Source organism: Zobellia sp. OII3 (genome assembly GCF_002211465.1).
Taxonomy (GTDB): domain Bacteria; phylum Bacteroidota; class Bacteroidia; order Flavobacteriales; family Flavobacteriaceae; genus Zobellia; species Zobellia galactanivorans.
On record NZ_MWRZ01000010.1, the window covers coordinates 74,084 to 87,188 of the forward strand.

The following is a 13,105-nucleotide window of genomic DNA, read 5'->3' on the forward strand; positions in this document are numbered from 1 at the left end:
CCCTTCTTACTAGTATTTATTAAAATCTTAAAGTACGCCCTGTAGCGGTTCGCCGTCCATATCGGTAAAAGCCTTGTTCTCACCGGCCATTCCCCAGATAAACCTGTAGTTACTGGTACCTGAACCCGAGTGAATCGACCATGGCGGGGATACTACGGCCTCATAGTTTTTCATGGCAATGTGCCGCGTTTCTTGAGGCTGTCCCATATAGTGCATAACAATATTGTCTCCTGGAATATCAAAATAAAAATAGACTTCCATCCTACGCTCATGGGTGTGCGGTGGAAAGGTATTCCAAACGCTACCTTTTTTCAGTTCGGTATACCCCATGACCAACTGGCAACTTTGAATGCCGTCTTCGTGAATGTACTGGTACAAGGTTCTCTCGTTACTGATTTCCACAGCGCCCAACTCTACAATATTGGCATCGGATTGCGTCGCTTTTTTAGTGGGGTATTCCTTATGCGCCGGAGCGGAATTCAAATAGAATTTTGCAGCGTCGGAACCATCCGCACTGGCAAAAGTAACTTCTTTAGAGCCTTTGCCTACGTATAGGGCTTCGAGGTTTGCAAGTTCAAATACTTCACCATCTACGGTTACGGTACCCTTGCCTCCAACATTGATTATTCCCAATTCCCTTCGCTCTAAGAAATAATCGGCTTTCAACTCGTCGTAAGTTGGCAATGAAAGGCCTTTTGATTTTGGAAAGGCGGTGCCATAGATAAAACGATCATAATGTGTATAGATCATTTTTATGGCGTCTTCGCCCATAAGGTCAGAGCTATGAAACTCTTTCCGTATTCTCTGTGTGTCGTATAATTTGGCATCATCGGGATGCACAGCGTACTTAACTTCCATGTTATAATTTTAGATTTAATTATTTTGTTATCATTTTTTGAAGTTCTTCCAAGGTTTTTCCTTTGGTTTCAGGCATCATAAAGATGACGAACAGCAACTGCAGTACCATCATTCCGCTGAAAAAGAAGAAGACTAGACCCGGGTTGGATAAACCGCCCATGGCTATGGGCATAAAAAGCGTGATCAATGCGGCCAATACCCAATGGGTGGAGCTACCGAAGGACTGGCCTTGCGCCCTTAAATTGGTAGGGAATATCTCTGAGATAAAGACCCAGATGACCGCACCTTGACCAATAGCATGTGATGCTATGAACAGGAACAGGAAAATAGGAACCATTAGGCCCTCCCACTCAAGAATAAAGGCCAAGCCTACCATGGTCAGTGAAATAATATATCCTACCGAACCAATGTACATGAGCACCTTACGTCCCACTTTATCGATCAAGTAAAGCCCTAATAGGGTAAACACCAAATTGGTAACACCGATACCTACACTACTCAGCAGGGCCGTATTTTCCCCTAGGCCGGCAGAACTGAAAATTCGTGGGGCATAGTAGAGAAAGGCATTGATTCCCGACAATTGATTGAAGAAAGCAATCAAAAAGGCCAACATTAGGGGAAACTTGTATTTTTTGACAAACAAGGCCGATTTCTCGGTCTGTTCCTCTTCCAATTGAGCGATGACCAACTCGTCCAATTCGGTTCCGGTGAGTTCCAATTGAATTCTTTTGGCCCCTTCCAAATCGTTTTTTTTCTCTAACAACCATCGTGGACTTTTAGGTACGCCTACCATGGCCACCGTATAGACCAATGCAGGGAGGGCCTCTATACCGATCATCCAACGCCAAGGTTCCGAACCGAAATCCTTCAACAGGTAGTTGGAGACAAAAGCAATTAAAATACCGAAGACGATATTGAACTGGTACAAGGCCACCAATCTACCACGACTTTTGGCCGGTGCAATTTCAGATACATAGGTCGGTGCGGCAACGGTCGATGCCCCTACCCCTAGCCCCCCGAGAAAACGGAAGAAGGAAAACAAATAAGGATCATCTGCGAGACCCGAACCCAAGGCCGATACAAAGTATAATACCCCTATCCATAAAAGGGTATTCTTTCTCCCTATTTTATCACAAGGGATAGATGCAAAAATAGCCCCCAATACGGTACCCCATAAGGCCATTGACATGATGAAGGTTCCGTGAAAGAGGTCCGAGGTTCCCCACAAAGCTTGCAATTGTTGGTCGGCGCCAGAAATCACCACGGTGTCGAAGCCGAATAAAAATCCAGCCAAAGCGACTACAAATGAAGTAAATAATAGTTTGGTTTTCATTGGGTTTATTTAGGTTGTTCAATGGATAGGGATAGTGGACTTGCCATTATCTGCACTTGTTTTTTTAAGAGGTCCTCCCAATCTTCCACAGAAGCTACCTGTCCGCTTTTTTCCCATGCAAAACCAGCATAGTAGCTCAATTCCTCTTGAGGTTCGGTAATGATCAACAGATTACTTTGATCTGTGACTTCGGACTTGTGGAGTATCGCATTTTTGACTATTTCAGGAGCTATAACGACCCCTTCGCCCACTTTTGAACCATCGATGGTTTCCCAATGACGGAACCAGCCTTCTTCCTTATATATCGCCCCTTCACCCTTGTTTTTGTGCAAGGTGATCCCTATGGTATAATTGGGCACTTCCCTTTCGGAAGAAAGACGTATATCGAACTTGGAAAAATTGGAGCCCAAATCGAGGGTTATCCTTTTGGTCTCTTTTACTCCGTATGCACTCCACGGGGCGTAATCCAATTCAAATACCGTACGCAAAGGACCTGCCGCCAATGTTCTTGAAGCCGTAAAATTATTGGAAACAAGAAGGCTGTCGTTTTCCCAGATACCGATACCCCCGGTACCCCGGCTAGCGCCTACGTGATAAGGGTCATAGCCTTCGCCATGGTCTATATGGTAGTAGCCCGGTTCGGTCAAATGGGCCTTGTACCACTTGTTGATTATTGACTTATCGGTTCGTTTTAACCAAAGGTCGATACCGCTTGAAAGGGTGCTGCCGGGTACGCCTTCCAAAGCCTCTTTTTCGCCCGTAGGCCCGTAGGTCCTAAAGGCCACTTTGTCGTTCTCCCATGTATAGTCGTCGGTTCTTTCTGGTACGAGACGGGAATAGGCTATGACATCGCTTTCGGGTACCGTTTTAGTGCTATCTACTAGAATGATGAATTCCGAACTCCCGTTGGCCGGAACCTCGGCCTGAAAAAGTAGTTCGTCGTTCGCGCCGTCTTGGTCATAATCGATCCATTGGGTGCGGAGGTATTCTTCATTGCCTACTTTCTTTACTCGGATATCACCTTCCTTATTATTATTTAATAGTGCGCCCAAGTCGTTAATGTCTGCGCCCACAACTTCATTTCTGGAAAAGTTAAGGTCATTTTTAACCATAACCGAAATCGTTTCGGTCTTAGGCGTAGGTTCGCAAGATACCATCAAACAAACAATTGTTAGATAGGTAAGGTTTAAAGGATGGGTTAGATTTATTTTCATTGTTCTATTTTTTTATTTTCTAAACTGAAGACCTTAAAATTATCTATGGTCATATGATTGTTAACCGTTCTAAGTCCAAAATGCCCCGAGGTATAAGGCTTAGGGTCATAGAAATCAATAATCCGTTTCCCGTCTCGGTAATATTGAATAATTCCGTTATAGGCAACAATCTTGATCTGGGTAAGCTTGTTGGGTTTTATCAGGTATTTTTTTTCCGACAAATCATGTTCCGGTAGCAAGGGACGCTCCCCGTTTCCTGTATATCTCCGAAAACGAGTTTTTGAATTATCGTGTCCACCAACACCCATGTAATACAAGCGGAGGCTATCGTAATTAGAGAACTTTCCGCCCCTATTTTCTGAATTGGCAAAAAGGTCTTCAGGATTGTCCATATCCTTTGCCATCCAAAAACAGTTTAAATCGGATACGCGGTCTTGCGGGCCGCCTTCATCGATAACATAGGCATCATAGGTAATCATAATCGGACCTTCGAGCTTCTTGGTGAGCCAAACGGTACATCCGGAAACATCGGTGATTTCCATTTTTTCGTTTTTTTGCTCGACCCTTCCTTTCGGCATCTGCTCCACTTGCCAGTTTCCCAGCCCTAGTTGAAAAGAATCCAAAAAAATCAAACTGGCGTTTGCGCTTAGTGTATCATTGATCACAACGCGCTCATCTTGGCCCATGGCCTTAATCGAAATTGACAAAACCAATAATAAGGTCAATTGTATTTTCTTCGTTATTCTTCTACTCATATACTTTTGTATCTTCTTCATAAATGTTACGTTCCCTATTTTTCTCATTTTTAATGCTTCAATACGATTCGAAAATCGACTAAAGATACAAGTTGAAAAGATAATCAGGGGTACATTACAACTTTTCTACACTGACAAAATAAGCTCCGAGGGTCTCACCAGTATCTAATGTAAACCAGGTTTGCAATTCCGCTTCGCCCTGTGTCAGGCGTACCGTGAACTTTACATATTCTGCGGAAGGGTCAACATCTACCGTCTTATCGAAATCTTGGACTTTCAACCTTGCCTTTTCAATATTCAAGGCTACACTCGGTTTACTTTCACTAACACTGGTTCCCGAAATGGCCGGTCTTATCGGGGCTTTTGCATTTAAGGGCAGTTGGGTCTCTTCGGGCCATCTACGGAGTTTTACCTCATAGCTTCCCGTTTCGTGAACATGTAGTGCCCAATACCCGTTATCGATATAAGCCGTACGTATATGCCTCTGATGCCACGGGCTATCACCTGTAGTATGCCAATCGTGACAATACAATTTAGCGGGGTTTTCCGCTTCATGGCCTACATATATTCGAGGCAGGTCTTTATAACCCGGCGCCAAATTGTTCCACCAAGCGTCATAGGCCCGTTTGTATTCCTTTATTTTTTCAGGATGTTTATCCGCAATATTCGTACGCTGTTCTGGATCCTTTTTTAAATCATACAGCTCCACTCCATCGATCAGCCTCCATTTTCCCTGCATTAGGGAAGTCCTTCGCCACGGCTCCGGCACTTCGGTGCGCTGTGAATTGGCAATGACGATTCGGTCTTTAAACTGGCTATTGTCTCCGTTCAATAAGGGAACAAGGCTTTGTCCGTCAAATTCGATATCGGCATTGGTCTTCAGCCCGCACAGTTCTACAAGGGTGGGCAATACATCATAATGGGCGGTCAGTTCGTCAATATCCTTTCCTACCGTAATGCCCCCGTTTTTCCAATGTAAGAACAAGGGAACCCGATGTCCGCCTTCATACTTACTCGCCTTAATACCACGCATACCCGCGTTGTACCCTTTGCTCACGAAGCCATCCAAGCGATGTCCTTCAACCCTTGCCCCTTGGGCAGTACCATTATCGGTTGTAAAGATAATGATGGTGTTATCGAGAATATCGGAAGCTTTCAAGTACTCCATCAACTTGCCGATGTTCTTATCAATATTCGCGATCATACCGTAAAAGGCAGGGAGCGGAATGTTTTCATTGTCTTGGTAAGGTGCCGAAAACTCATCGGCCACAAAATAGGGCGAATGCGCGACATTGGTAGGCAAATAGCAAAAGAAGGGGTTGTTTTTATTCGCCTCGATATACTTAATGGCCTCGTTGAACCAAACATCGGTACAATAACCTTCGTATTTCTTCAGTTCCCCGTTATGGACATACATATCGTCAAAATAGTCGTTGTCCCAATAATCCATGGTCTGCTCCATACCGCCGCCACCATGGCTTAAGACCTCATCAAAGCCTTTATCTTGGGGTCTAAAAGGATAATTATCGCCCAAATGCCATTTGCCGAACATAGAAGTTACGTAGCCATTCTCTTTAAATATTTGGGCCATGGTAGTCTCTCTTTCCAATAGTAGGGAGCGACCGTTAATGGTATGCCAGACCCCTGCCCTATTCGCGTGGTGACCGGTCAACAAGGCCGCTCGCGTGGGGGCACAGGTCGGGTTGACGTGATAGTCGGTGAACCGTGTACTTCTAGCATGCAGGTCGTCGATATGGGGAGTTTTGATATAGGGATTTCCCAAGGCGGCAATATCGCCATATCCTTGGTCATCTACCAAAATAAGAATGACGTTGGGCCGTTCTTTACTTTTCTGTCCATATCCCATATGAACCGTACAGAACAAGAGGACGGCAAAGCCTAGGTGCTTGAGCCATTTTCCATACCCCTCTTTACGAATTGATATCATAAAATATTATTTATAATTTTCTTCGATTAATTGGGCCAATACCGCCGGGTAGTTTTCCCCAATAACGGTACCCCCGTTTTTTACGCCCGATCCGTAGGTAATAGAATCCCCAAAACAGACAATCTTTTTATTTTCTCCGATGAACTGGTTCTCCTTGAGAAAATGAAAAACGGATTCAGCAATAAACCGATACCCCAAGGCCGTAGGATGCACCCCATCTTTGGCCCCACTGTTCCCTTCATTTCTAAAAAACAGGTCTTTATTGTGTTCCGGCAAGTTCATTTTGCCAAAAGCTTGATAAAGATCCAAATAGCCCACTCCATTGTCATGGGCTACGCCTTCGACTATTTTTCGGGCGGTATCCAATTTTACATTTGGTGCTTCTTTGAACAAGCGCCGGTCGTGTCTTTGAAATAGGTATACCGAATCTACCGGCGGCGGTGACATCAATAACACCGATGCCCCGACCTCTTTGATCCGCTTTACGATTTCCCATAGGTTGTTCTTATAAGATGCATAGGATATCATCTTCTTTGAATTGAGCATATCGTTCGTACCAACCAATAGGATAACAAAATCGGGCCGATGTTCCAACACATCCGTATCCAATCTTTGCAATAGATCTAGGGTCGTATTTCCGCTCACCCCGGCATTACGGATTTGGGCTAGGGCCGTATTTACAGCTAGCAGGAAGAGAAAAATGACCCCGATGTTCACCTTTAAGAGCTTCATTTTAGTTTTCCGGATTATATTCCAAAACCTGTCCGTCTGCCAATAGCTTTTTCCGAAGTTCCCCATACGGCACATCATGAATGGCCCTATCTTTATCTAAGGCCATACTTGCCAAGGTAGCCGCGCTCTGCCCGAGAATCATAAAAACGGGCTCCATACGAATGGAACCAAAAGCGATGTGGGAAGACGAAATCGCCGCAGTGACCAATAAGTTTTTGCATTCCTTCCTTTTAGGGAGGATGGTCCCCAAGTGAATCTGATAAGGCTTTTCGGGCTCGACCCCTAAATCACCTTCGTTCTGCACATATCCTTCTTTGGTAACATAACGTTGTACATTGTGCGAATCCATAGCGTACGACCCCATACCTATGGGTTTTCGCACTTCGCTTTTTCCCAAGATTTCATTATCGGTCATCACAAACTCCCCGATCATACGCCGAGCCTCTCGCACATAAATTTGATAGGGCCAGTGGCCATTATCAACAAATTCGTCTTTGGCCAGCCCCCATTTGCTTATACTTTTTCTAAACCTTTCAGGTACGCTTTCATCGTGTCCCCAGAAATAAAGCAAGCCTTTATGGTAGTTGATATGCTCTTCTAAGATTTCCTTTCTTTTTTCATAGGAAGCCTCAGGATACTCGTAGTTCATACCGATGTTATCCGAACTAAACGGCCCTACATTGTTCACATCTCGTTTCATATTCGGGATTTTGCCCCCTCCAAACATGGAATAACGCCCCGCCTTAAAAACCCTTCGCAACAACTCATATTCCTTAGGATCATAATTTTCAGGTTTTTCAAAGGGCACGACATTCCCTTCCGCATTGGTCGTACACAATCTATAGTTGTAGGCCTGCACGCGCTTATCCCCTGAGCCTTGTTCCCCTGGGGCTTCCGCCGATATACGCGGAAGCAAGCCACTAGTAGAATCGCCTGGAATTATATAAGGACTAATATTTAGTTGTTGAAAATTATGGCTGTGATGATAAATACCTTTTTGAACCCCGTTCCACTCCTCATTGTACACACTGTTTGCCTCACGTCCCACATGGTAGTTCACCCCTGCCGCCGCCATAAGGTCTCCCTCGTAGGTTGCATCTACAAAGATCTTGCCTTTGTAGCTTTCCCCATCCAACATGGTTATGGAAACAATTTCACCATCTTTTACTTCAACCCCGTTTTCTCGGTCTAGCCATTTATCGCGAAGGATGGTAATATTATGGTCTTTGACAAACTTTTCAAAAATCTGTTCGGCTACATGGGGCTCAAAAGTCCACATGGTCTTAAACTCATCATCAATGGCCGTGGTACCTTGTCCTTCATTGCCGTATTCACTTCTAGGTTGCCAGTTCCAGGCTTCCTCATTCTGATAGTGCTTATACACTTCTTGGTAGAACTCTTTTGAAATACCGCCAATCACCCTTTTGTTTCCCAAATCGGTAAAGCCCAAGCCACTAGCCGACAGCCCCCCAATGTGCTTTTCGGGACAAACAATCAATACCGACTTATCCATTCGGGCCAATTGGACTGCCGAGGCAATCGCTGCCGATGTACCTCCGTAGATAATCACATCTGCATCTAAGTTTTCTGATTTTTCCCGTGACGTACATCCTATCTGGAGTATACATACACACAAGCATAAAATAAAGCGAATTGACATGGTTTTCATCATCTTATTCCGTGATTTTTAGTTGGATCATATTTAGGCTTTCGTCGAAACTTTGGGATTTCACATTTTGACCTATGTCTACGGAAGTTCCTGCATTCTTAGCATGGATACTGAGCGTGGTATTGGCCTGTCCTTGAAATTCAACTTTTAAACTCCCTGAATTAAAATCCTCAACCAATGCGGTGTATTTTGAGTGGGAATGCATTAGGGCCTTCCCGTCCCTTCTCAAGTAGCTGCCGTGGCCGATGAAGAGTTCATCTATATTTTCAATATTGGTCACATCGGCCCCTTCCTTAAAAGTCAAAATAGTGAGATAAGCATCTGTTTCCCAACCATTCATATCAATCACGCTGTTCCTATGCTTTAGCCTTCCATCTGCCAACAAGTTCAAATACACTTGGGTAGTCTTGCCGTCTTGGGTGATGGACACGCCTAAAAAATCCGTCCCTTCAAAGCGTTCGATGACAGGGAGCTTCCCTTTATTTTCCTCATCCTCCAAAATAATGGCGGAAACAAATTTGGTCCGCGCCGTTTCCTCAAAATGACTGATGGACCAATAGGGTTTGGTCTGTTCGGGGTGATGGTCTTCATAGCCCATTTTTTCCGTCAGCAGCATATGTTCGGGGAAATCATGAGGGCGTTCACCTCCTGGAGGAAAAGTCTCTGGAAAAAGTGGACGAACCAAAACCTTGGCATCATCTTTCTTTATCGTCAAATCGATACCCCCTTTTAGCGTTGATTCGCCGTTGTAGTGCAGCAACCACTCAAACTTACCCGGCTTATGGGCCAAGAGGTCGTCTATGACCAAAATAACATCGCCTACCCAAACAAAATTTCTGTAGTTGCGAGACAATATATGGGAGTACGGTCCAGTAGCATTGGCCAAAAGGTATTTGAAATTCTCGCCTTCCATCAAATTATGGAGCGAACCTTGGTTTGTCACCCCAAAGTATATATCCTTTCGATTTTGCCCTTCGCCATTGAAAATTACCACGTTATGGGCTTCGCTCTGACAGTAGTATTCGGTATAAAGGGGACTCAAATAAGAGGCATTTCCTGAATCGATTATCAAGTTCTTTCCTTTGTGGAAGAGAATATAAGACCCCGCATCGGCATGGGTATGGTTCCAGGTGAAACCGGACTTTACCGCAAGCATGGTGGCATTATCGTCCCAAGAATTGCGAAGGGTCGCCCAGCCCATATCCTTATACAAATGTGATGTGGGTAAGTCGGGAACGAAATCATCGGCCAACTTAGGAAGCACGGGGTGTAACAATAGACCATTGGGCGTTTCCAATTGCATCCCTTCATTGTCGCTCCCTTGGCTTACCTTGTCAATATACCAAGCGTATTTATCATCGGTATAGCCTAAATGCCATAATAGGGTTACACAGCTATTACCCGTTTTATTGATAAACGAATCGCCGAAATTGACCGACAAGACCTTATCGTCTTTCACATAATAACTGGTCTGTATAAAGAAATCCCCTATTTTATCCAGAATAGGCAGCTCTACCTGCTTGACCTCGGGCAAGGCCGATTGAAAGGCATAGCGAAACAATAAATATTGCGAGACCCCATAGGAGGCATAGTTGATACTTTCGTAAAACCCGCCATCTTGATCAAAAGTAGGAGGCTTGTTTTGAAGTACGCTACCGGAGTAATCTATCCATTCTTTGGCGGTATCCGCAATTTCATCGACCCATTTTTGGGCTTCGGGAATTTCGTTTCTGATCGCCAAGGAACTAAAACCGGCCATGTACACACAGGCACTCCACCAGTTATGGCCCATGGTATCGAAGGTATGAAAGTCGGTATTAGGAAGCAGCCAGTCTTCTCGGGCAGGCGTTATTCCCACCTTAACAAAATCTTCCGCGATTTCCTGTCTTTCGTTTTCCGTCAAATAGTTATAAATACAATCGTATCCAATGGCAATATAGAAACTCGTATGTGAGGTCTTCAGCCCCCCCTTCCATTTTGGGGTCCGACTCAAAAGCGTTTTACTTTCCCAAGTATCCCTTTTTGTGTAATCGATTAAAATCGCCTTTATGGCTTCAGCAAATTTCGGTTTACCCGTCATGCGGTAGGCCAGCCCCAACAATTGGCAATCGGCAGCCTTCAATTTGTCTTTTTTTAGGAGTTTTTCGGCTTTTTTGTATTGTGCATCCCAACTCTTACGAACCGCTTCGTTACGGGAAATCTGGTTTTTCAGTTGTTTTATATTGGCATCGGTATGTAGAAGGTAGTTTCTTTCTTGGGCCTTCCCTACAAACACCAAAGCAAGAAAAATATATAGAAGTGTTCTTTTCATCGTTTCATTTTCACAATTGGTCAAAACTCAATGATCGGCCTATTCCGGCTAAAAAAACCAAGAACCAATCACATTACAATGTTATCGGTTCTTGGCTATTTATAATATAATATAGTATTCAGGCTCTATAAATTATAGCCCATTGACCGTATATCGGGCGATAAGGCATCAGATTCAAAAAAAAAATTTACTTCTACTTCACAGTGTTCGAATGTATTTTAAACCATCATTATCCCCATGAAGTCGTATGTATCTTTCCTTGACCAACATCATTCCGCCCTTATCTTATTTTCATTTTAAGGCTTTTTTGATCGCTTCTTTTACCAAGGGTTCCATAACCTTGTACCCTTCAAGGTTCGGATGTACGCTATCCCTACCGTACTCGCTTTTCAAGCCTTTTTCACCATCTACCATAGGCGTGTAATAATCAAGGTATACGATCTTGTTCTTATCGGCATAGGCCTTGATCCTTTTGTTAAGTTCGATAATCTGGTCGGCGGGTGCGATCGAGGGGCTCCAAGAATAGCTATTGGCCGGTAATGCCGAGGCCAACACAACCTTTATACCATTGGCCTTGGCGAGCTCTGCCATTGAAAAGATATTCTTTGCGATCATATCGTTGCTGATGGGCCCACGGTTACCGGCAATATCATTGGTACCGGCCAAAATAACGACCGCCTTGGGTTTTAAATCGATAACGTCAGGCCTGAAACGCAATAGCATTTGAGTAGTTGTCTGCCCACTAATACCGCGATTGATATACGAGGGGTTTTCGGTAAAAAATTCGGCATGGTGCTTTCCCCAGCCTTCGGTAATGCTATTCCCCATAAAAACTACGCGATTTTCCTTTTTAGAAGGGGCTTGTAACTGCTCGTTGTCCGCCCTATATTTTCCAAAGTTCGCCCAATCGTCCTTAGTCAACAAGGTCATTTTAATCACGCTGACGGCAGCATCAGGTGCCGTTTTCGGAAGCTGGATCGTCAAGCCTTTATCGGTGAGCCCCGCTTTCAGTTTAGTACCGTCGGCCAATAAGGAGGCCCTTTGTAATTGGATATCCCTATTGATTACCAATTGTCCATCTTTCGGCCAATCAAAAACATGGGCATAAAGAATATCATCCTTAATAGTATACCGCCCCCATTCAGGACGGTCGTAAGGACTGGCACTGCTTCCGTAAATGGCCTCACCGTTGACATCGGTCCAATCGCCAATTTCCTTTAATCTTTCTACACTTTCCGGTGGAAACTGGCCAAGTCCGTCAGGACCTATGTTCAAAAGAAAATTACCGCCTTTCGATACGATATCTACCAAGTTCTGAATCAACTTTTTACTGCTTTTCCAGTTTTTATCGGAAGGTTTATAGCCCCACGACCCGTTCATGGTCATACAAGACTCCCAGTCGGAATCGATGCCCGTAGCCGGTATCTCTTGTTCGGGCGTACCGAAATCACCTGCAAAATTCCCTTCGCGGTCCATACCTTCCATTCCCATACGGCCCTTGTCTACCCTATTGTTGATAATGGTATTCGGTTGGATCTCGCGGATGAAGTCGTACATTTCCTTCCCCATTTCGGTGGTGTAATCGGCGATCCAATCGCCGTCGAACCAAACCACGCCTATATCGCCGTAATTGGTCAACAGCTCTTTTACCTGGGGTTTTAGGTAATTCTTAAAGTATTCGGGAAATTCAGGGTTCACAACAGTTTGGTCTTTTTGACCTGCATTATAATTAGGGAATAAATTGCCCTGCGCCTGAGGATGATGCCAGTCTACGATGGAGTGATAGAAACAGAAAACGATATCCTGCTTTTTACAGGCATCCGACAACTCCTTGATCACGTCTCGCTTAAAAGGTGACGAATCCATGATATCATAATCTGACACCTTAGAGTCCCACAGACCAAAACCATCATGGTGTTTTGAAGTGATTACGATATACTTCATTCCGGCATCCTTGGCCATAGCAACCCATTCATCGGCATCGAACTTAACGGGGTCGAATACAGGAGGTAATTTTTCGTACTCCTCAATGGTATAATCTAACTTGTCCATAATCCATTCGGCACCCCCTCCACAGATTTCTCCGTTTCTTTCCCCTCCGGGAATGGAATAGACGCCCCAATGGATGAACATTCCAAATTTGGCATCGCGCCACCAGGCCATACGTTCATCATCAGACAGTTTTTTTACTTCCTTATCTTGGGCCAGGCCCTTTCCCAAAGTCAATATCGCAACAAATGCGAACAAAATTGATTTTACTATTACTTTCATTTTCTCTTGATTAA

At 44.3% G+C, this 13,105-nt stretch carries 9 protein-coding genes; all 9 read right to left on the reverse strand.

Annotated features, from left to right (window positions below):
• Positions 1-27 precede the first annotated feature (27 nt).
• The 9 genes from kduI to B4Q04_RS19555 all read right to left on the reverse strand — a co-directional run bounded on the left by kduI (position 28) and on the right by B4Q04_RS19555 (position 13,091).
• On the reverse strand, positions 28-858 hold the full coding sequence (gene kduI / locus B4Q04_RS19515) for a 5-dehydro-4-deoxy-D-glucuronate isomerase (protein WP_088697782.1): 831 nt from the start codon (positions 856-858) through the stop codon (positions 28-30).
• A 19-nt stretch (positions 859-877) separates the two neighbouring features.
• On the reverse strand, positions 878-2,191 hold the full coding sequence (locus B4Q04_RS19520; protein ID WP_013994786.1) for a sugar porter family MFS transporter: 1,314 nt from the start codon (positions 2,189-2,191) through the stop codon (positions 878-880).
• 5 nt (positions 2,192-2,196) lie between these two features.
• A complete protein-coding gene (locus tag B4Q04_RS19525) occupies positions 2,197-3,405 on the reverse strand; it encodes a DUF4861 domain-containing protein (RefSeq protein ID WP_236631054.1) in 1,209 nt (402 codons plus the stop codon).
• Positions 3,402-4,160, reverse strand: a complete 759-nt coding sequence (locus B4Q04_RS19530) for a DUF6250 domain-containing protein (protein WP_158499742.1) — start codon at positions 4,158-4,160, stop codon at positions 3,402-3,404. The genes B4Q04_RS19525 and B4Q04_RS19530 overlap by 4 nt, the downstream gene beginning before the upstream one ends.
• Positions 4,161-4,275: 115 nt before the next feature.
• Entirely contained in the window at positions 4,276-6,108 is a 1,833-nt protein-coding gene (locus B4Q04_RS19535) for an arylsulfatase (protein ID WP_088697783.1), read from the reverse strand.
• Positions 6,109-6,114: 6 nt separating this feature from the next.
• Positions 6,115-6,840, reverse strand: coding sequence for an SGNH/GDSL hydrolase family protein (locus tag B4Q04_RS19540; RefSeq protein WP_161496090.1), 726 nt, complete (start codon positions 6,838-6,840; stop codon positions 6,115-6,117).
• Between the two features lies 1 nt (position 6,841).
• Positions 6,842-8,512: an FAD-dependent oxidoreductase gene (locus tag B4Q04_RS19545; protein WP_088697785.1), complete on the reverse strand. Its 1,671-nt coding sequence runs from the start codon at positions 8,510-8,512 to the stop codon at positions 6,842-6,844.
• A gap of 1 nt (position 8,513) precedes the next feature.
• Positions 8,514-10,820 carry a heparinase II/III family protein gene (locus B4Q04_RS19550; RefSeq protein WP_013994780.1) on the reverse strand — a complete coding sequence of 769 codons (2,307 nt, stop codon included), beginning with the start codon at positions 10,818-10,820 and terminating at the stop codon, positions 8,514-8,516.
• A gap of 291 nt (positions 10,821-11,111) precedes the next feature.
• On the reverse strand, positions 11,112-13,091 hold the full coding sequence (locus B4Q04_RS19555; RefSeq protein WP_088697786.1) for an alpha-L-fucosidase: 1,980 nt from the start codon (positions 13,089-13,091) through the stop codon (positions 11,112-11,114).
• Between the last annotated feature and the right edge of the window lie 14 nt (positions 13,092-13,105).

Excerpts from the sequence above, each read along its gene's own strand:
- B4Q04_RS19540 (WP_161496090.1), bottom strand. The coding sequence starts at position 6,840 with ATGAAGCTCTTAAAGGTGAACATCGGGGTCATTTTTCTCTTCCTGCTA.
- kduI (WP_088697782.1), bottom strand. The coding sequence starts at position 858 with ATGGAAGTTAAGTACGCTGTGCATCCCGATGATGCCAAATTATACGAC.
- B4Q04_RS19550 (WP_013994780.1), bottom strand. The coding sequence starts at position 10,820 with ATGAAAAGAACACTTCTATATATTTTTCTTGCTTTGGTGTTTGTAGGG.
- B4Q04_RS19525 (WP_236631054.1), bottom strand. The coding sequence starts at position 3,405 with ATGAAAATAAATCTAACCCATCCTTTAAACCTTACCTATCTAACAATT.
- B4Q04_RS19530 (WP_158499742.1), bottom strand. The coding sequence starts at position 4,160 with ATGAGTAGAAGAATAACGAAGAAAATACAATTGACCTTATTATTGGTT.
- B4Q04_RS19520 (WP_013994786.1), bottom strand. The coding sequence starts at position 2,191 with ATGAAAACCAAACTATTATTTACTTCATTTGTAGTCGCTTTGGCTGGA.
- B4Q04_RS19555 (WP_088697786.1), bottom strand. The coding sequence starts at position 13,091 with ATGAAAGTAATAGTAAAATCAATTTTGTTCGCATTTGTTGCGATATTG.
- B4Q04_RS19545 (WP_088697785.1), bottom strand. The coding sequence starts at position 8,512 with ATGATGAAAACCATGTCAATTCGCTTTATTTTATGCTTGTGTGTATGT.
- B4Q04_RS19535 (WP_088697783.1), bottom strand. The coding sequence starts at position 6,108 with ATGATATCAATTCGTAAAGAGGGGTATGGAAAATGGCTCAAGCACCTA.